15 protein-coding genes are annotated in these 18374 nt (G+C 71.3%); 7 read left to right on the top strand and 8 right to left on the bottom strand.

The window, feature by feature from the left end:
- Positions 1 to 7: 7 nt before the first annotated feature.
- The gene (locus QRY02_RS26035) at positions 8 to 688 is read right to left on the bottom strand and encodes a bifunctional adenosylcobinamide kinase/adenosylcobinamide-phosphate guanylyltransferase (RefSeq protein WP_285985473.1); all 681 of its coding nucleotides are present in this window, start codon (positions 686 to 688) and stop codon (positions 8 to 10) included.
- Positions 689 to 724: 36 nt separating this feature from the next.
- Here QRY02_RS26035 and QRY02_RS26030 point away from each other — a divergent pair, with 36 nt between their 5' ends.
- Both QRY02_RS26030 and QRY02_RS26025 read left to right on the top strand, forming a co-directional pair.
- Positions 725 to 1708 (top strand): cobalamin biosynthesis protein, encoded by a 984-nt coding sequence (locus QRY02_RS26030; protein ID WP_285985472.1) that lies wholly within the window; start codon positions 725 to 727, stop codon positions 1706 to 1708.
- A 228-nt stretch (positions 1709 to 1936) separates the two neighbouring features.
- A complete protein-coding gene (locus QRY02_RS26025) occupies positions 1937 to 3418 on the top strand; it encodes a cobyric acid synthase (RefSeq protein ID WP_285985471.1) in 1482 nt (493 codons plus the stop codon).
- Positions 3419 to 3764: 346 nt separating this feature from the next.
- On the opposite strand, the gene QRY02_RS26020 is transcribed toward QRY02_RS26025, so the two are convergent.
- A complete protein-coding gene (locus QRY02_RS26020) occupies positions 3765 to 4523 on the bottom strand; it encodes a CbtA family protein (protein ID WP_285985470.1) in 759 nt (252 codons plus the stop codon).
- Positions 4524 to 4542: 19 nt separating this feature from the next.
- Entirely contained in the window at positions 4543 to 4752 is a 210-nt protein-coding gene (locus tag QRY02_RS26015) for a CbtB domain-containing protein (protein ID WP_013228805.1), read from the bottom strand.
- Positions 4753 to 4945: 193 nt separating this feature from the next.
- On the opposite strand from QRY02_RS26015, the gene QRY02_RS26010 reads away from it, so the two are divergent.
- On the top strand, positions 4946 to 5857 hold the full coding sequence (locus tag QRY02_RS26010) for an ROK family protein (RefSeq protein ID WP_285993916.1): 912 nt from the start codon (positions 4946 to 4948) through the stop codon (positions 5855 to 5857).
- Here QRY02_RS26010 and QRY02_RS26005 read toward each other — a convergent pair.
- Positions 5846 to 6865 (bottom strand): aldo/keto reductase, encoded by a 1020-nt coding sequence (locus QRY02_RS26005; RefSeq protein ID WP_285985469.1) that lies wholly within the window; start codon positions 6863 to 6865, stop codon positions 5846 to 5848. The genes QRY02_RS26010 and QRY02_RS26005 overlap by 12 nt on opposite strands.
- 165 nt (positions 6866 to 7030) lie before the next feature.
- Between QRY02_RS26005 and QRY02_RS48690 the strand changes: the two genes are divergently transcribed.
- Both QRY02_RS48690 and QRY02_RS48685 read left to right on the top strand, forming a co-directional pair.
- On the top strand, positions 7031 to 7378 hold the full coding sequence (locus QRY02_RS48690) for a helix-turn-helix domain-containing protein (RefSeq protein ID WP_353067992.1): 348 nt from the start codon (positions 7031 to 7033) through the stop codon (positions 7376 to 7378).
- Positions 7375 to 7731: an MmyB family transcriptional regulator gene (locus QRY02_RS48685; RefSeq protein WP_353067990.1), complete on the top strand. Its 357-nt coding sequence runs from the start codon at positions 7375 to 7377 to the stop codon at positions 7729 to 7731. The genes QRY02_RS48690 and QRY02_RS48685 overlap by 4 nt, the downstream gene beginning before the upstream one ends.
- A gap of 79 nt (positions 7732 to 7810) precedes the next feature.
- Here the strand turns inward: QRY02_RS48685 and QRY02_RS25995 are convergent, their stop codons facing one another.
- Together QRY02_RS25995 and QRY02_RS25990 are read right to left on the bottom strand one after the other, a co-directional pair.
- Complete coding sequence (locus tag QRY02_RS25995; protein WP_285985468.1) at positions 7811 to 9208, bottom strand: Dyp-type peroxidase; 1398 nt, start codon at positions 9206 to 9208, stop codon at positions 7811 to 7813.
- Between the two features lie 271 nt (positions 9209 to 9479).
- Complete coding sequence (locus QRY02_RS25990; protein WP_285985467.1) at positions 9480 to 10052, bottom strand: TetR/AcrR family transcriptional regulator; 573 nt, start codon at positions 10050 to 10052, stop codon at positions 9480 to 9482.
- An 82-nt stretch (positions 10053 to 10134) separates the two neighbouring features.
- Between QRY02_RS25990 and QRY02_RS25985 the strand changes: the two genes are divergently transcribed.
- Positions 10135 to 11007 (top strand): SDR family oxidoreductase, encoded by an 873-nt coding sequence (locus QRY02_RS25985; RefSeq protein WP_285985466.1) that lies wholly within the window; start codon positions 10135 to 10137, stop codon positions 11005 to 11007.
- A 57-nt stretch (positions 11008 to 11064) separates the two neighbouring features.
- Here QRY02_RS25985 and QRY02_RS25980 read toward each other — a convergent pair whose 3' ends face one another.
- Positions 11065 to 12516 carry a glutamate synthase subunit beta gene (locus QRY02_RS25980; protein ID WP_285985465.1) on the bottom strand — a complete coding sequence of 484 codons (1452 nt, stop codon included), beginning with the start codon at positions 12514 to 12516 and terminating at the stop codon, positions 11065 to 11067.
- Positions 12509 to 17080, bottom strand: coding sequence for a glutamate synthase large subunit (gltB, locus tag QRY02_RS25975; RefSeq protein ID WP_502874131.1), 4572 nt, complete (start codon positions 17078 to 17080; stop codon positions 12509 to 12511). The genes QRY02_RS25980 and gltB overlap by 8 nt, the downstream gene beginning before the upstream one ends.
- A gap of 535 nt (positions 17081 to 17615) precedes the next feature.
- Between gltB and QRY02_RS25970 the strand changes: the two genes are divergently transcribed.
- Entirely contained in the window at positions 17616 to 18248 is a 633-nt protein-coding gene (locus QRY02_RS25970; protein WP_285985464.1) for a YigZ family protein, read from the top strand.
- The last annotated feature ends 126 nt before the right edge of the window (positions 18249 to 18374 follow it).

Here is an 18374-nt window from a genome sequence, read left to right as displayed (position 1 = left end):
CTCCTGGTTACAGGTCGAGCGCCCGGCCCGCGACGACCAGCACGACCCGGTCGGCGTCGGCGGACACCCGGTTGTTGAGTGCGCCCAGCACATCACGGAACAGCCGTCCGGACGACGTTGCGGGCACCACACCGCTGCCGACCTCGTTGCTCACCGCGACCACCGGCACGCGTGCCGCGGCCCACGCGGCCAGGAAGTCCTCGAGCCGGTCGTCCAGGCGGTGCTCCCAGCCCGGCTTCTGCCGCCAGGCGCCGACGTCGTCCAGCACGCGGGACAGCCAGGTGCCGAGGCAGTCGATCAGCAGCGGCTCGGTCGCCGTGCGCAGGATGCCGGCCAGGTCGGTGGTCTCGACGGTCTTCCAGTTCGCCGGCCGCCGCGCCTGGTGCGCGGCCACCCGCGCGGCCCATTCGGGGTCGTCTTCGCCCGCGGGCAGGCCGGGCGCGACGTAGACGAGGTGCGGGTGGTGGGCGACGAGCCGCTCGGCGTGCCGTGACTTCCCCGAGCGGACGCCGCCGAGGACCAGCACCTTGCCTTCGTCGCGCCCGTACCGGCGGAGGGCGCGAGCCAGGGTTTCGAGATACCCGGCGAGCCGGTGCGTCAGCCCCGCCGACGGACGTTTCTTCGCGGAGGCGGCATTGGGCCCCGCCGACGTACGCTTTCCCGCGGAGGCGGCATCGGACACAGTCATACCCGGCATTCTGGTGCACGCGCTACCGTGCGCCACGTGCCACTCCGTCTAGGGACAACCGCGGCCGGACTCGTGACCGGATATGTAACCGACGCTCTGTTCGGTGACCCCCGAACGGGCCATCCCGTCGCTCTGTTCGGGACCGCCGCGGCCCGTCTCGAACACCGTCTGTGGGCTGATTCGAAACCGCGCGGAGCCGCGTACGCAGCACTGTGCACCTTCGGCGCCGTCGGTCTCGGCGTCGCGCTTCAGTCGGCGACACGGCGACATCCCTTCGCACGCTTCTTCCTCACCGCCGCGTCCACGTGGGTGGTACTCGGCGGACGCGGCCTCGCCGCCGAAGGCACCGAAATGGCGCGCCTGCTCGAAGCGGGCGAAGTGCCCGAAGCACGTCAGCGGCTCTCGCACCTCTGCGCGCGCGACGCGACAACCCTCGACTCCGCCGAGCTGACCCGCGCGGCCACCGAATCGATCGCCGAGAACACCTCGGACGCCGTGGTCGCGCCCCTGTTCTGGGGAGCCGTCGCCGGGATGCCGGGCCTGCTCGGCTACCGCGCGCTCAACACGCTCGACGCGATGGTCGGCTACCGCTCGCCGCGCTACCGCCGCTTCGGCTGGGCCGCGGCGCGCGCCGACGACGTCGTCAACCTGGTGCCGTCACGGATCGGGGCGGCGCTCACGGCGTTGTGCGCGGGCGGCCGGGCCCGGGAGTCCTGGCGGGTGTGGCGCCGCGACGGCGGCCGGCACCCGAGCCCCAACGCGGGCCAGGTGGAAGCGGCGTTCGCGGGGGCGCTGGACATCCGCCTCGGCGGGACGAACAGCTACGGCGGCGAGGTGGAGAGCCGGGCCCGCCTCGGCGAAGGCCGCGACCCGGAGCCGAAGGATCTGCGCCGGGCGGTGCGCTTGTCCCGGCTGGTGGGCGTGGCCGCGGTGACCATCGCCGCCGTCGCAGCCCCCGCCACCCGGCGATTCGCAGGAGTGGTTGCCCCACCTCGGTGTTCTGGAGTTGCTCATGCGTAGCCCGGATCGAGACCGTGCCTTCGGGAGTCCCGACCGGCGAGCCGAGCGGCGTGGCAAATTTCCCGCGCGAGCGGCCGCCGCGGTACCGGAGATCGCCGCCGTCGCAGCCCCCACCACTCCCTGGGGGGCGGCCCCTGTCCAGTCTATCGGTCCCCGGCGGGGGAAAGGCTCCGCTCGGCGATCTGTGGACAACTCCGCCCGCCCCGGCCTGGCTGTGGACAACCGGCGATGAGCGGGCTGCTCGTCGCCGGGACGACGTCCGATGCCGGGAAGAGCCTGGTCACCGCCGGGATCTGCCGGTGGCTTGCGCGCCGGGGGGTGCGGGTGGCGCCGTTCAAGGCGCAGAACATGTCGAACAACTCCATGGTCTGCGCCGACGGATCCGAGATCGGCCGCGCCCAGTGGGTGCAGGCGCGGGCCGCCGGGGTGGAACCCGAAGCGGCGATGAACCCCGTGCTGCTCAAGCCGGGCAGTGACCGGCGCAGCCACGTCGTCGCGCTCGGGAAGCCGTTCGGCACCCTCGAAGCGGGGGAGTACGCCACCGGCCGGGCCGGGCTGGCCGAGATCGCCTTCGGCGCGTTCGAGGATCTCAGCGCGCGCTTCGACGTCGTCGTCTGCGAAGGCGCCGGCAGTCCGGCGGAGATCAACCTGCGCGGCGGCGACTACGTCAACATGGGGCTCGCCCGGCGGTTCGGGCTGCCCGTGCTGGTCGTCGGCGACATCGACCGCGGCGGCGTGCTCGCGGCGATGTTCGGCACCCTCGCGCTGCTGTCCGCCGAGGACCAGGCCCTGGTCGCGGGCTGGGTGGTCAACAAGTTCCGCGGCGACGTCGGCCTGCTGCGACCGGGCCTGGACAGCCTCGAAAAGATCACCGGACGGCCGGTACTGGGTGTGCTGCCGTGGCTGGACCGGGTGTGGATCGACTCGGAGGACGCCCTCGCCGTGGCGGGCTGGCGCCGCGAAACCCCCGGTGGTGGCCTCGGCGTGGCGGTCGTCCGGTTCCCGCGCGCGTCCAACGCCACCGACGTCGACGCGCTGGCCGCCGAGCCCGGGGTCACGGTGACGCTCACCGCCGACCCCGACGTCGTCACGGCGGCGGACGTCGTGGTGCTGCCCGGGTCGCGCGCCACCGTGGCCGACCTGGCCTGGCTGCGGGAGCGCGGCCTCGACACGGCGGTGGCGGCCCGGGCCGCCGCGGGGCGGCCGGTCCTCGGCATCTGCGGTGGCTACCAGATGCTCACCGAGTCCATTGTGGACGAGGTCGAGTCGGGCGCGGGCGAGGTTGCGGGCCTCGGCCTGCTGCCCGGGCGGGTGACGTTCGCGGCGGAAAAGGTGCTCGCCCGGCCGGCGGGGACGTGGCGCGGCCACCCGGTGGACGCCTACGAAATCCACCACGGCTCGGTGACCGCCACGACCCCGGCGGAGTCCTTTCTGGACGGTCGGCGCGCGGGAGCGGTCTGGGGCACGATGTGGCACGGCGCCTTCGAGAACGACGCCTTCCGCCGCGCGTGGCTCGCCGAAGCGGCGGTGCAGGCGGGAACCACGTGGGCCCCGGCGCCGGACGCGCCCGGGTTCGCGGACCTGCGCGAGGAAATGCTGGACAAGCTCGCGGACGCGGTCGACGAGCACCTGGACACGGCGGTGCTGCGGACGCTGCTGGAGCGCGGGGCACCGCCGGACCTGCCGTTCGTGCCGCCGGGGGCGCCTTAGCCGAGCCGGGCACGGGAGTGCCTGCGGGCCGGGCCATTCGGCCGGAGGTCTTGCTCGCCGGGATCGCCACCTCGGCTGAGGGCTTGCCTGCCGGGGTTTCGCTTCGGGTGGGCGCCTTGCCGCCCGGCAGCTCCGCTTCGGCCGGAGCCGGAGCCGGAGCACGACCGCGGGCGGCAGAAGCGTTCCGCCGCCGAGCGCCGGTTCGCGGTTGCGTCCGCCGGTTCGGTGAATCCGGGTCCGGGTGGCGATGCCGAAGCCCACCCGCGGCACCGCCATGACCACGAAAACCCCGGATCAAGGACGCGACCGCGAACCGGCGAGCGGGCCCGGCCGGGCCCGCGATCGGTCAGGCGGCGACCGCGGTCCGGCGGGTCAGTGCCTTCTCCGCGAACGCGCCGAACGTCAGGCCCAACGCCAGCCACAGCGTCACCTGGGTGCCGACCGATGCCGTCCGGAAGCTCCACAGCGTCGAGGCCGGGAACGTGGCCGGGACCTCGTCGACCACCGGCATCAGCCAGGCCACGACGCCGATCACGGCGAGGTAGCCCGCCGCCGCGAGGAGGAAGCCGGTCCAGGCTCCGAGGCGGTCCGCCAGCTTGCGGCCGAACACCGTTGCGAAGATGCCGGCGAGCAGGGAGACCGCGACGAAGCCGAAGTACAGCTCGGTCCGGGAGCCGATCGTGCCCGGCCGGCCCACCGCGGGCGGGTTGGCCGGGTACTTCAGGAACGGCACCAGGAACACCACGGTGAACGCGCCCGCGGTGAGCAGCAGCGCCGTCACCCGGGGCGGCAGCGAACCGAGCCGTCCCTGGGCGAACGCGAAGGCCAGCGACAGCAGGCCGCCGATCGCGACGCCGTAGACGAGCACGCCGGTCAGCAGCCCGAGGGTGCTCTGGATGTCCCGGGGGACGAGCTCTTCCTCCTCCGAAGAAGGAGCCGCAGGAGCGGGAGCGGATGCGTCGTGGGAGTGCGAGTGGCCGCCGGACTCCTCGAGCCCGATGGCGGCGTTCACCGACGGCTCACCGAAGGCGTAGGCGAACCCGAACGCGAGCACGCCGGCGATCAGGCCCGCGAGCATGCCGCGGACCAGCAGGGTTTTCATCATGGGAGCGCAGGCCTGCCGATCAGTGGCAGGGGAAGGCCAGCAGGTGCCGGCCGTCGTGCACGAACTCGTGGACGTAGGAGTTCGCGAACACCGCGGTGGCACCCTGCTCGGCGCTCACGAAGTAGAGCGCGATCAGGGCGAGGAGCACCACGAACACCGCCCACGGCACGATCTCACGGATCGGAATGCGGATCGGGAGCGGAACGGCGGGAGCTGCCGTCTGGGTCATGGGTGGCCTCCTCGGGCTTTCGCGGCCTCATCGGGGTCGATCACGAGGATCCGGGTCTGGCTTCCCCCTGGCGGGGGTCACAGTGGCGCGACCGCGCGGACTTGCACCGCGTTCCGGAATCTCCTCGTCTGGCCGGTTGAGCGTAGGTCCGCCGTTTGGGCCGCGTCAATGTGACAATGCCGCGGTGACTCGAATGGTGGCCGCCCTCGATGTGGGCGGGACGACGATCAAGGCCGCGTTGCTCGACGAGCAGCTGCAGCCCAAGGCGGCACTGCGCGCGGAGACGGCCCGCAGCGCGGACGGGACGGCGCTGGCCGCGCAGACCGCGGACATCGTGGCCGCGCTGGCCGAGCAGGCGGGGACCGGGCGACCCGCGGCGGTGGGGGTGGTGGTGCCGGGGATCGTCGACGAGGAGACCCGTGTCTGTCACTTCTCGGCCAACCTCGACTGGCGCGAAGTCCCCTTCGGTGAGCTCCTGGAAGACCGGCTCGGGCTGCCCGTCGCCTTCGGGCACGATGTCACCGCGGGCGGTGTCGCCGAGTTCCGGGTGGGGGCCGGCCGCGGGGCGACGAACGCGGCGTTCATCCCGGTCGGCACCGGAATCGCCGCCGCGCTGCTGCTCGACGGCCGGATCCACCGCGCGCACGGGCAGGCCGGCGAGGTCGGGCACATCGACGTCGGCCACGCCGGCAAGTGCGGCTGCGGCGCGACCGGCTGCCTGGAGGCGATCTCGTCGGCGGCCGCGATCGCCCGCCGCTACACCGAGCGCACCGGCCGCCCGGCCGACGGCGCCCGCGAGGTCGTCGAGCTGGCCCGCCACGGGGACGAGGTCGCGGTCGCCGTCGTCCAGGACGCGCTCGACGGGCTCGGCCACGGGATCCGGACGCTGCTGACGCTGCTCGGCCCGGAGGTGATCGTCCTGGGCGGCGGCCTGTTCACAGCGGCCGACTACGTGCTGGAGCCGGTGCGCGAGTGGTTGGCCGCGCACCTGACGTTCCAGAAGATGCCGGAGCTGCGGATCGCCGAACTGGGCGACGAAGCCGGGCGGCTGGGCGCCGGGCTGCTGGCCTTCGACCTGCTCGAAGCCCCGGGCTCAGGCCGCTGACCCGAGCCCGGCGGGGCGACGCCGGAGAGCGGTCTCCAGCAACGCCGGGGGCCGGTACTCCTGGTCGAGCGCGGTGACGTCGGTGCCCGGTGGGACGATCTGGTCGATCCGGTCCATGACCTCGTCGGACAGTTCGACGTCGGCCCCGGCCAGAAGGTCGTCGAGGTGGGCCATCGTGCGCGGGCCGAGGAGCGCGGCGGTGACGTCCGGGTGGGCGACGGCGAACGCCATCGCCAGGTGGGTGAGCGGCAGGTCGGCCTCCTGCGCCAGCGGGACGAGTTGTTCGACGACGTCGATGCGGCGTTCGTCGGAGAGGTGGCGGGAGAACCGGACGCGTTTGAGGTCGTTGCCACCGCCCTTGCGCACCCGGCCGGTCAGCATGCCCTGGGCGAACGGACCCCACACCAGGACGCCCATGCCGTACTCCTGCGCGATCGGCAGGACCTCCCGTTCGATGCCGCGGTTCAGGATCGAGTACGGCGGCTGCTCGGTGCGCAACCGCTGCACCCCGGCGCGTTCGGCGACCCACTGGGCCTGGACGATCATGGAGGCGGGCGTCGTCGAGGAACCGATCACGCGCACCTTGCCCGCCCTGACGAGGTCGGTCAGGACGGACAGGGTCTCCTCCAGGTCGGTGTCCGGGTCGGGCCGCTGGAGCTGGTAGATGTCGATGTAGTCGGTGCCCAGCCTGCGCAGGGAGTTCTCGACGGCGGTGGTGATCCAGCGGCGGGAGCCGCCCTGCTGGTTGGGCCCCGCGCCCATGGGCATGCCGACCTTGGTGGCCAGCACCACCTCGTCGCGGCGGCCCTTCAGGGCCTTTCCGACGATGTCTTCGGCGTCGGCGTAGCGGTCGGCGGTGTCGATGAGGCTGATCCCGGCGTCGATCGCCTTGTGGATGATCCGGACCGACTCGTCCGGTTCGTTGCCCATCTGGCCGGCGAACATCAACGTGCCGAGTGCGTAGGGGCTGACCTCGATCCCGGTCCGCCCGAGCTTGCGGTACTTCATCAACGTGCCCCTTCGGTGCCGGCCGGCGGGTGGCTCCCGCCGGCCACCGGCCGTCGGCCGGTACGTCCACCTTCAACGAGCCCCCGGGGAATCGACCAGTACCCGCCGCAGCCGGTGGATCCGCAGTACCACGACGGGGCACGGCCGGCTGCCGATACCGGGGAGATGACCGGAACCACGGATCTCGGCCGGGCCTTGCACGCTTGGCGGGATCGCACGAAACCCGCGGAGGTCGGCCTGCCGGGCGACGAACACCGGCGCGCGCCAGGCCTGCGGCGTGAGGAGCGCGCCCTGCTCGCCGGCCTGTCCGTCGACTACATCGTGCGGCTCGAACAGGGCAGGTCGACCAATTTGTCCCCGCAAGTACTGTCCACGCTGGCTCGGGCGTTGCGGCTGACGACGGCGGAGCGTGAGCACCTGTTCGTGCTCGCCGGTCAGCCAGTGCCCGGCCCGGGGCAGGTGTCCGACCACGTGCCCGCAGGCGTCCAGCGTCTGCTGGACCCCAGGCAGTGAGCCGGGAGACGGGACACCGCACGGCCTTCGTGTCCGACCTGCGAGCGGGGTCGGCTCGCTATCCGAAGGACGCCGGCCTGGCCGCCCTGATCGACGAGCTCCGAACCCGCAGCGGTGACTTCGCGGCGCTGTGGGACGCCGGCGTGGTGGGCGTGCACGAGCCCCTGACCAAGACGGTCCGGCACACGAGCGTCGGTGAGATCACCCTCGACTGCGACATCCTCGCCGCGCTCGGGACCGACCTGCGGATCATGGCCTTCACCGCGCCGGAGGGCAGTGAGACCGCCGAGCGGCTGCGGCTGCTGGAGGTCATCGGCATCCAGGCGCTGACGGGAGCCGGCACGGACACATGATCGGCGAGCATCATCGCTGCGCGGGCAATCAACGCCTTCCGGCCACCACCCCGGTTCGAGGTGGTGGCCTCCGGCTCGGTCAGAGTGAACGCAGGAAGGCCAGCGACGGCATGAAGAAGTACTCGCCGCCGCGCAGCGTCACCGCCTGCGGCACCGGGCCGGCCGTCCGCTGCGCGGAGCCACCCCAGTCCACGGTGTACTCCGACGACTCGCGCACGCCCTGGCCGATCACCGGGTCCAGCCCCGGCGTGACGCCGTCGACGATCGGGAAGCCCGGGTTGTCCGCCCAAACCGCCTGCGTGAACTCGAACTGGTTGCCCAGTCGTGAGTTGAAGGCCATGAACAGCAGCCCGATCCCGCCGCTCGGCCGCGCCGCGGGCGGCACGTCGGCGTTCGGGTCGTCCGGGCGCTCCCCGTACGTGACGCCCCGGCGGGCCATCAGGTGGCGCCGCTCGTCGGCCGGGTCCTCGGCGCCGCCGGAACCGCGCGGGTTCGTCTTGCGGATGTGCGCCTGGAACGGGCACTTCAGCGCGGCGCGGTCGCTGTCGTAGGTGAAGTTGTTCGACACCGGGCTTTCCGCGCCGTCTTCCCGCTGCGTGGTCAGCGGCGTGCCGTCCTCGAAGCGGCCGATGATCATCGCCCCGGCCCGTTCGCGGTCTTCGCCGGCGAGGCCGAGTGTGTCGGCCAGATCCGCTTCGGCCTGCTTGAACCGCCGGACGTTCTGTTCCAGTTTGCGGAAAACGAAATAGCTGCCGAAATGCACGCCGGGATCCGGTGCCGCGGTGTCGGGAACCAGCACCTGCTCGAGCGGCGCCGCCGGATTCCACACGTTGATGCCGTCGGTGTTGTTCTTCTCCGCGTCGATGTCTTCGGTCAGGAACAGCGGCTGGCTGCGGCCGTCGACGTACCCGAAGTGCTCGATGCCCTCGCCGCGCGCGTTGACCCGGCCGAGGCCGGTTTCCTCCGCGAGCACCGTGGCCGAATCCGGCAGCAGGCCGAGGATTTCGTTGCGGCGGGCGGTCATTGTTTTGTCGGTGGCGTCCCCGACGAGCACGACGGCGTGGATTTCGCCGCGGTAGCCCGGATCGAACGTCGAACGCGGCGGGTCGTTCAGCCGCTGCCGCGTGCCCGCTGCCGTCATCCCGCGCCGGAACGCCTCGTCCTGCGGGAAGTTCTCGACGCCGAGAGCGCGGTAGCCGGCCGCGGTGAGCCCGACGCCGACGTACGGCGTTCCCGCGCCGGCGGCGGCCTTGAACGCGCTCACCTCGTCGAGGTGTGCCTTGGCGGACTTCATCTTCCCGGTGACCGAGACGAGGAAAGCACGCGCCTCCGCCGCGTCGCCGAAGGCGAGGAACAGGGCGGACAGGTGATCGCGGACGTGGGCTTTGAGGATGTTCGGCTGCAGTTCGCCGAGCATCGTCGCGGCATCACCGCTCGCCGTGGTCCAGGACAGCGTGGTGGACAGATCGACACTCATTCGGGTCCCCTCCCGTGTGAAAAGCCCGCCTCTCGGCGGGCACCCGGCCGACCGGAATCCCCCCTCGGCCGACCGGGTCCCCTGACTACAGAATGCAGGGCCGGAGGCGGCCGGTGCCACCCGGTTGCCGGTTTCACACGAAAGATTAAGTTGAGCGCGAAACAGTTTCCGGCCGGAAAGAATCGGCGTCCGGGCGGTGTCGGCAAATGATGATCGTGGGAATGCCACACGCCCTCCTGGCAAAGGCGGGCCGAGGGCGGCTCGAGGTGGATCAGCCGAGGGTGGAGGTGGCCGCCAGCAACTCGTCCAACGCCTCGTGGACCAGTTCGGCGAACGGCCGCTCGCTGCCGGGCGCGACCCAGCGGGCGAAGCCCGTCGAGAAGGCGAGGCCGCCGATTTCGGCGGCGAGGCGGGCTGTCGGGTCCGGGACTCCGCGCACGCCCAGGGCGTCGGCCATCGCGGCCCGCAACGTCGCGAGCTTCAGCAGTTCGCGCTCGCGCAGGTCGCGGTGGCCGGCGACCACCGCCTTGACCTGGCGCGCCCGCTCCCGGCGCTGCGGCCCGAACGGGGTCGTGGCGGCCGTCAGCGCCGCCGCGATCGCCTCCATCGGGGTCGCCGACGCCGGGGCGCCGGCGATCGCCTCGGCGAACATCCGGCTCAGCAGCTCTTGGCCCGCGAAGAGCACTTCGCGCTTCTCGCTGAAGTGACGGAAGAAGGTCCGCTTCGTCAGCCCGGCCCGCTCCGCGATCTCGGCGACCGTGACGCTGTCGTACCCCCGCTCGCCGAACAGGTCGAGCGCGGCGTCGAGCAGTCGCTCGCGCGTGTTCGGCTCCCAGCGGCTCATGCCCCCAGCCTAGGCGATGACACCAGGTGTCATCGCGGTGCTATGGTGATGACACCAGGTGTCATCACTAAGGGAGAAGCTCATGCGTGTGTTCGTCACCGGCGCGTCCGGCTGGATCGGCCGGGCCCTCGTGCCCGAACTCCTCGACGCGGGCCACGAAGTCCTCGGGCTCGCGAGGTCGGACGAAGCAGCCGGCACCGTCGCCGCGATGGGTGCCGACGTCCTCCGCGGCGACCTCACCGACCTCGAAGTCCTGGAAAAGGGCGCGGAAAGCGCCGACGGCGTCGTCCACCTCGCCTTCGGCCACGACTTCAGCCGGATGGACGCCGCGATCCGGACCGACGCGGCCGCGGTCGACGCCATGAGCGCGGTGCTGGCCGGCAAGTCCTTCGTCGCCGCCTCGGGGACGCCGATGGTGCCCGGCCGCCCGTCGACCGAGGAGGACGACTCCGTCTTCGCGGGGCCGGTGGCCGGCCGGGGGGACATCGCCAGGGCCGTCCTCGCGACGGCGGACCGCGGTGTCCGCGCGTCCCTCGTCCGGCTGCCGCGTTCGGTGCACGGCGAAGGTGACGCCCACGGCCTGATCGCCCGCCTGGTCGCCCTCGGCCGCGAGAAGGGCATCGCGCCTTACGTCGGCGACGGGACGCAGCGCTGGCCCGCGGTCCACGTCCTGGACGCGGCACACCTGTTCCGGCTGGCGCTCGAGCAGGCTCCGGCGAAAGCCGTGCTGCACGCGGTCAGTGACGAAGGCGTGCGGATCCGCGACGTCGCCGAGGTGGTCGGCCGTCGCCTCGATCTGCCGGTCACTTCGGTGACCGCCGAAGAGCTCGGCTTCCTCGGCGCGATCCTGGCGTTCGACCAGCCGGCGTCGGCGAAAACGACCCGGGAGCTGCTCGGCTGGCGGCCCACGCGGCCGGGGCTGCTGGCCGACCTCGAGCAGGGGTACTACGGCTGAGCGGTGGTGCAGCGCCGGCGGAGGTGGCGACGATGACACCTCCGCCGGCGCCGGGTCCTACGCGATCGGCCGGTCCGTCGGCGCGATCGGGCGGGGCAGGACGTCGCGGCCGGTCAGGTACGCGTCGACGCCGGCCGCGGCGCTGCGGCCCTCTGCGATCGCCCACACGATCAGGGACTGGCCGCGGCCCATGTCGCCGGCCACGAACACGTTGTCCAGGCTCGTCTTGAACGCCTTGTCGCGCGCCACGTTGCCGCGCGCATCCAGTTCGACGCCGAGGTCCTCGAGCAGGCCCTTCTTCTGCGGTCCGAGGAAGCCCATGGCGAGCAGGACCAGCTGCGCCGGCAGCTCGCGTTCCGAGCCGGGCACCGGGACGAACTTGCCGCCCTCGTTGCGGACCTCGACCAGCTTCAGCGCCCGCACGCGACCGTCGGAGTCACCCACGAACTCCTGCGTGTTCACCGCGTAGAGCCGCTCGCCGCCTTCTTCGTGCGCCGAGGACACCCGGTAGATCATCGGGTACGTCGGCCACGGGTGAGCGTCCGAACGCGCCTCAGGCGGCTTGGGCATGATCTCCAGCTGCGTCACCGAACGCGCGCCCTGGCGGTGCGATGTCCCGACGCAGTCCGCGCCCGTGTCGCCGCCACCGATGACGACCACGTCCAGGCCCGCGGCGTCGAACGGCGACTTTTCCAGCTCGCCCGAAGCAACCCGGTTGGCCGGCGGGAGGAACTCCATGGCCTGGTGGATGCCGGCCAGCTCCCGGCCGGGGATCGGCAGGTCGCGCCAGTCGGTCGCGCCACCGGCGAGCACCACGGCGTCGTACGAAGCAGTCAGCTCCGCGGCGGTGAGGTCGACGCCGACGTTCACCGACGTCCGGAACTCCGTGCCCTCGGCCTCCATCTGCGCCAGGCGCCGGTCGAGGCGGGACTTCTCCATCTTGAACTCGGGGATGCCGTAGCGCAGCAGCCCGCCGATCTTGTCGGCCCGCTCGAGGACCACGACGCTGTGGCCCGCGCGCGTCAGCTGCTGCGCCGCGGCAAGACCCGACGGGCCGGAGCCGACGACCGCGACCTTTTTCCCGGTCTTCGTGGTCGGTGGCTGCGGTGTCACCCAGCCCTCGTCGAAGGCCCGGTCGATGATGGAGATCTCGACCCGCTTGATCGTCACCGGGTCGTCGTTGATCCCGAGCACGCACGCGGTTTCGCACGGGGCGGGGCACAACGTCCCGGTGAATTCCGGGAAGTTGTTCGTCGCGTGCAGCCGCTCGATCGCCTGCTGCCAGTCCTCGCGCCAGGTCAGCGTGTTCCACTCCGGGATGAGGTTCCCGAGCGGGCAGCCCTGGTGGCAGAACGGGATGCCGCAGTCCATGCAGCGGCCGGCCTGCTTCTGCAGCTTCGTCGTGGCGAAGTCTTCGTAGACCTCGCGCCAGTCCATCAGCCGGAGGTCGACCGGACGCCGCTTCGGCTCTTCGCGGGTGGTGGTCAGAAAGCCTTTGGGGTCAGCCATGTGCGGCCTCCATGATCGCCTCGTTCACGTCGCGCCCGTCGCGCTCGGCCTGCACCTGGGCGGCGAGCACGCGCTTGTAGTCCTTCGGCATGACCTTCCCGAAGCGGTCGACGCCCGCGTCCCAGTCGGCCAGCAGTTCCCGCGCGACCGCGGATTCCGTTTCGTTGTAGTGCTTTTCCAGCGTTTCCCGGAGGAAGTCGGCGTCCTCGGAGTCGAGCGGGTCGATGTCGACCATCTCCGGGTTGACGCGGTGCGCGGGCAGGTCCAGCACGTACGCGATGCCGCCGGACATGCCGGCCGCGAAGTTGCGCCCGATCGGGCCGAGCACGACCATCCGGCCGCCGGTCATGTACTCGCCGCCGTGGTCGCCGACGCCTTCGACGACGGCCAGCGCGCCGGAGTTGCGCACGCAGAACCGCTCGCCGACCTTGCCGCGGATGAAGATCTCGCCGCTGGTGGCGCCGTAGGCGATCACGTTGCCGGCGATGATGTGGTCCTCGGCGGCGATCCGCGCCTCCTTCGGCGGCCGCACGATCAGCCGGCCGCCGGAGAGGCCCTTGCCGACGTAGTCGTTGCCGTCGCCGTACAGCCGCAGCGTGATGCCCTTCGGCACGAACGCGCCGAACGACTGGCCCGCGGTGCCGGTGAAGGTGACGTCGATGGTGTCGTCCGGCAGCCCTTCGCCGCCCCACCGCTTGGTCAGCTCCGACCCGAGCATGGTGCCGACGGTCCGGTTCACGTTGCGGACGGGCAGTTCCAGCCGCACCTTGTCGCCGGAGTTCAACGCACCCTCGGCCAGCTGGATCAGCGTGTTGTCGAGCGCCTTCTCCAGCCCGTGGTCCTGCAGCGTCTGCTGCAGGCGCAGCCCGGCCGGGGCCATCTCGGGCACGTGGAAGATCGGCGACAGGTCCAGCCCGGCCGCCTTCCAGTGGTCGATGGCCTTCCGCTTGTCGAGGAACTCGGCGTGCCCGACCGCCTCGGCGATCGACCGGAAACCCAGCTCCGCCAGGTACTCCCGGACCTCCTGGGCGATGAACTCGAAGAAGTTGACGACGTACTCGGCCTTGCCGCTGAACTTCTCGCGCAGCTTCGGGTTCTGCGTCGCGACACCCACCGGGCAGGTGTCGAGGTGGCAGACGCGCATCATGATGCAGCCCGAGACCACCAGCGGCGCGGTCGCGAAGCCGAACTCCTCGGCACCGAGCAGCGCCGCGATGATGACGTCACGGCCGGTCTTGAGCTGGCCGTCGGTCTGCACCACGATCCGGTCGCGCAGCCGGTTGGCCAGCAGCGTCTGCTGCGTCTCGGCCAGGCCGAGCTCCCACGGGCCGCCCGCGTGCTTGATGGACGACAGCGGCGACGCGCCCGTTCCGCCGTCGTGGCCCGAGATGAGCACGACGTCGGCGTGCGCCTTGGACACACCCGCCGCGACCGTGCCGACGCCGACCTCGGACACGAGCTTCACGTGGATGCGCGCGCTCGGGTTGGCGTTCTTGAGGTCGTGGATCAGCTGCGCCAGGTCCTCGATCGAGTAGATGTCGTGGTGCGGCGGCGGGGAGATCAACCCCACGCCCGGCGTCGAGAACCGCGTCTTCGCGATCCACGGGTACACCTTCGCGCCGGGCAGCTGCCCGCCCTCGCCGGGCTTCGCGCCCTGCGCCATCTTGATCTGGATGTCGTCGGCGTTGACGAGGTACTCGCTCGTGACGCCGAACCGGCCGGACGCGACCTGCTTCACGGCGCTACGCCGTTCCGGGTCGTACAGCCGCTCCGCGTCTTCGCCGCCTTCGCCGGTGTTGGACTTCCCGCCGAGGCGGTTCATCGCGACGGCGAGGGTCTGGTGCATCTCCATGGAGATCGAGCCGTAGGAGATCGCGCCGGTGGCGAACCGCTTGACGATCTCCGAAACCGGTTCGACCTCCTCGATCGGCACCGGCGCCCGCTTGCCGTACTTGAAGTCGAACAGCCCGCGCAGCGTCAGCAGCTTCTCGGCCTGGTCGTCGACGGCCTTCGTGTACTCCTTGAAGATCTCGTACTTGCCCGACCGCGTGGAGTGCTGGAGCTTGAACACCGTCTGCGGGTTGAACAGGTGCGGCTCGCCTTCGCGGCGCCACTGGTAGTCCGCGCCGGTCTCCAGCTCGCGGTGGGCGGGCCGGACGCCGTCGGCCGGGAACGCGTACGCGTGCCGCTTCGCGACCTCGTCGGCGAGCGTCTCGAAGCCGACCCCGCCGAGGCGGGACGTCGTGCCGGTGAAACAGTTTTCGATGACCTCTTCGCCGAGCCCGATCGCTTCGAAGATCTGCGCGCCGGTGTAGGACGCGACGGTTGAAACGCCCATTTTGGACATCGTCTTGCGGACGCCCTTGCCGAGCGCCTTGATCAGGTTCTGCGTCGCCTGCTTCGGCGTCACCCCCGGGATCAGGCCCTGGTGGGCCATCTCCTCGACGGTCGCCATCGCCAGGTACGGGTTCACCGCGGCGACGCCGTAGCCGATCAGCAGCGCGATGTGGTGCACCTCGCGCGCGTCGCCGGCCTCGACGATGAGACCGACCTGCGTGCGCGTCTTCTCGCGGACGAGGTGGTGGTGCACCGCACCGGTCAGCAGCAGCGAGGGGATCGGCGCGTGGTTCTCGTCGACGCCGCGGTCGGACAGCACGATCAGCCGGGCGCCGTCCTCGATCGCCTCCGAAACCTCGGCGCGGATCTCGTCCAGCCGCTTGATCAGCGCCTCGCCGCCGCCGTGCACGTTGTACCGGCCGAGCACGGTGACCGCCTGGAACTCCGGCAGGTCGCCGTCGTCGTTGACGTGCACCAGCTTGGCGAGCTGGTCGTTGTCGAGCACCGGGAACGGCAGCGCGATCCGGCGGCAGCTCGCGGCGTCGCCGACCAGGAGGTTCGGCTCGGCGCCGATCTGCGTGCCGAGGGCGGTGACGAGCTCCTCGCGGATGGCGTCCAGCGGCGGGTTCGTCACCTGGGCGAACAGCTGGATGAAGTAGTCGAAGATCAGCCGCGGGCGGCTGGAGAGCGTCGCGATCGGCGAGTCGTTGCCCATCGAGCCGATCGGCTCCGCGCCGGTGCGGGCCATCGGCTCGAGGATGGCTTCGAGCTCTTCCTCGGTATAGCCGAACGCCTGCTGGCGGCGGACTAGCGCGGCGTGCAGCGGGACCTCGCGGTCGCGCTCGGGCAGGTCTTCCAGCTGCAGGAGGCCGGCCTCGACCCACTCGTCGTACGGGTGGGCGGTGGCCAGTTCGGTTTTGACCTCTTCGTCCTCGATGATCCGGCCTTCGACGGTGTCCACGAGGAACATCCGGCCGGGTTCGAGACGGCCCTTCCGGACGATCGTCGCCGGGTCGATGTCGAGCACGCCGACCTCGGAAGCGAGCACGACGAGGCCGTCGTCGGTCACCCAGTACCGGCCGGGGCGCAGGCCGTTGCGGTCGAGGACCGCCCCGATCTGCGAGCCGTCGGTGAAGGCGACCAGCGCCGGCCCGTCCCACGGCTCCATCAGCGTCGAGTGGAACTCGTAGAACGCGCGCCGCGCGGGGTCCATCTCCTGGTGGTTCTCCCAGGCCTCCGGGATCATCATCAGGACGGCGTGCGGCAGCGAGCGGCCGCCCAGGTGCAGCAGCTCCAGGACCTCGTCGAAGCTCGCCGAGTCGCTGGCGCCGCGGGTGATCACCGGGTAGACGCGCTTGAGGTCACCCGGGATCAGGTCGGTCTCCAGCAGCGCCTCGCGGGCGTCCATCCAGTTGCGGTTGCCGCGCAGGGTGTTGATCTCGCCGTTGTGCGCCACGTACCGGTACGGGTGGGCCAGCGGCCAGGACGGGAAGGTGTTGGTGGAGAAGCGGGAGTGCACCAGCCCGATGGCGCTGGTGACGCGCTCGTCGGTCAGGTCGGCGAAGAACCGCTCGACCTGCGGCTCGGTGAGCATTCCTTTGTAGACGATCGTGCGCGAGGACAGCGACGGGAAGTAGACGTCGTCCTCGACGAGCTCGTGCTCCGCGCGCTTGCGGACGCAGAAGGCGCTGCGCTCGATGTGCAGCGGGTCCGAATGCTCCGGCTTCGGTCGGCGCGCGGCGAGGAACAGCTGCGTGAAGTGCGGCATGGTCTCGGCCGCGGTCGGCCCGCAGTGCTCGGTGTGCACCGGCAGCTCGCGCCAGCCGAGGACGCGCATGTCCTCCTCGGCGGCGATGCGCTCGATGGTCGTCATGGCCCGGCCGCGGCGCTTTTCGTCCTGCGGCAGGAAAGCCGTGCCGACGGCGTAGGTACCCGGCTCGGGGAGCTCGAAGTCCACGACCGCGCGGTAGAACTCGTCCGGGATCTGGATCAGCAGGCCGGCGCCGTCGCCGGTGTCCGGTTCGGCGCCACGAGCCCCGCGGTGTTCCAGGTTGCGCAACGCGACCAGGGCCTTGGCGACGATCGCATGATCTCGGCGCCCGGTCAGGTCGGCGACGAAGGCGACACCGCAGGCGTCGTGTTCGTAGTCGCTCCGGTAGAGGCCCGCGGCCTCGGCGTTGCTGAGCTGCTCCCGGGACGGGGGCAGGGAACTGGCACGGTGGGTCACGGCTGGCCGCCTCCCAAGGCGTTGGCGCGACCGGTACTCACTCCATCGGGTGGTTCGAGCTGAACCGGTTAACGAAGTGGTCCGGGACCGCGATGGTCAGTCGAGAACAGTGGCTGTTGTCGGCGTTGGTCACAGTGCAAGATGCCGCGAAGGATCGGCCGGGCTGCGAGCCCGGAAAGCGGTCATCTGGGAGGCCGCACAACACTGGGCAGCCGAACATGTCGGGTGCTGCGAGCGCGCACAGGCCGGCCACTGTGGTGGGGGCCGTCCGGAGCGCGCGGTGTTACTCCCGGGTTCGCCGGGTCTTATGACGATAGTGTGAATTCGCTGTTATCGACATACGTCGTTGCGCCCGGGTGGGAAATGCCACGCTTGCGTTGACGGCGCCCAGGGTAGTCCCATATGCCGGGCTGACTCTCCCGCATAACGAGCGAATGTGCTCTTGACCTGCGGAAACGTCCGTCCGAAGTGGTCCGGGGCGGCCGGTGCACCCCTGGTCAGGGGTGGCAAGCTGGGTGCATGGCGGACTGGCCCGATGACTGATCGTTATCTCTCCGTGGCTCGGATGGGCGTCCACGAGATCGAGATCAAGCGCTCCCGGTTCCTCTGCGCGCTCGCTCCGGTGACGTCGGAAGAGACCGCGCGCGAGTTCATCGCGGCCCGCCGCCGCGCGGATCCGGGTGCGCGGCACCACTGTCACGCCTTCGTTTTGGGCCCGGATGGGCGAACCCGGCGGTCCAGTGACGACGGTGAGCCGGCGGGTACCGCGGGCGCGCCGATGCTGGAAGTGCTGCGCCGCCGTGAGCTGACCGACACGGTCGCCGTGGTGACGCGGTACTTCGGGGGAGTCTTGCTGGGGGCGGGTGGGTTGATCCGCGCGTACGGTCAGTCCGTTTCGGACGCTCTGGAAGTTGTTGGTGTACTAGAACACCGGCGACTCGGCCTGGTCGAGGTGTCGGTGCGCTACGACCGGGCGGGCCGGCTGGAGAACGACCTGCGCGCGTCACCGCACCTCCTCCACGCGACCCGCTTCGACGAGCTGGCTCGCTTCGAGGTCGGCCTCGCCCCGGGCGAAGGGGAGGCGTTCGCGAGCTGGCTGGCGGACCTGACGAACGGCGAAGCGACCACGACCCCGCTCGGCGACCACTGGGTGGTCCACCGGCGCTGAGTGGTACAGGTCCACGAGCACAGTGTGGTCCGGTCGCGGGAATCGGTTGGCGCGCAACGAACTTTCGGCGCTTCCGCGGACGGGCCCTTCCGTGGCACCATGTCCTGCCACCGAGTTCCGGTACCA

It is taken from the genome of Amycolatopsis sp. DG1A-15b, assembly GCF_030285645.1.
Lineage (GTDB): Bacteria > Actinomycetota > Actinomycetes > Mycobacteriales > Pseudonocardiaceae > Amycolatopsis.
Note: the sequence above shows the minus strand (reverse complement) of the source record. Positions and strands in the feature narration are given on the sequence as shown.

Bases quoted from the DNA above. Each gene is read 5' to 3' on its own strand.
- QRY02_RS26035 (WP_285985473.1), bottom strand. From the start codon at position 688: ATGACTGTGTCCGATGCCGCCTCCGCGGGAAAGCGTACGTCGGCGGGG.
- QRY02_RS26025 (WP_285985471.1), top strand. From the start codon at position 1,937: ATGAGCGGGCTGCTCGTCGCCGGGACGACGTCCGATGCCGGGAAGAGC.
- QRY02_RS26020 (WP_285985470.1), bottom strand. From the start codon at position 4,523: ATGATGAAAACCCTGCTGGTCCGCGGCATGCTCGCGGGCCTGATCGCC.
- QRY02_RS26015 (WP_013228805.1), bottom strand. From the start codon at position 4,752: ATGACCCAGACGGCAGCTCCCGCCGTTCCGCTCCCGATCCGCATTCCG.
- QRY02_RS26010 (WP_285993916.1), top strand. From the start codon at position 4,946: ATGGTGGCCGCCCTCGATGTGGGCGGGACGACGATCAAGGCCGCGTTG.
- QRY02_RS26005 (WP_285985469.1), bottom strand. From the start codon at position 6,865: ATGAAGTACCGCAAGCTCGGGCGGACCGGGATCGAGGTCAGCCCCTAC.
- QRY02_RS48690 (WP_353067992.1), top strand. From the start codon at position 7,031: ATGACCGGAACCACGGATCTCGGCCGGGCCTTGCACGCTTGGCGGGAT.
- QRY02_RS25995 (WP_285985468.1), bottom strand. From the start codon at position 9,208: ATGAGTGTCGATCTGTCCACCACGCTGTCCTGGACCACGGCGAGCGGT.
- QRY02_RS25990 (WP_285985467.1), bottom strand. From the start codon at position 10,052: ATGAGCCGCTGGGAGCCGAACACGCGCGAGCGACTGCTCGACGCCGCG.
- QRY02_RS25985 (WP_285985466.1), top strand. From the start codon at position 10,135: ATGCGTGTGTTCGTCACCGGCGCGTCCGGCTGGATCGGCCGGGCCCTC.
- QRY02_RS25980 (WP_285985465.1), bottom strand. From the start codon at position 12,516: ATGGCTGACCCCAAAGGCTTTCTGACCACCACCCGCGAAGAGCCGAAG.
- QRY02_RS25970 (WP_285985464.1), top strand. From the start codon at position 17,616: ATGACTGATCGTTATCTCTCCGTGGCTCGGATGGGCGTCCACGAGATC.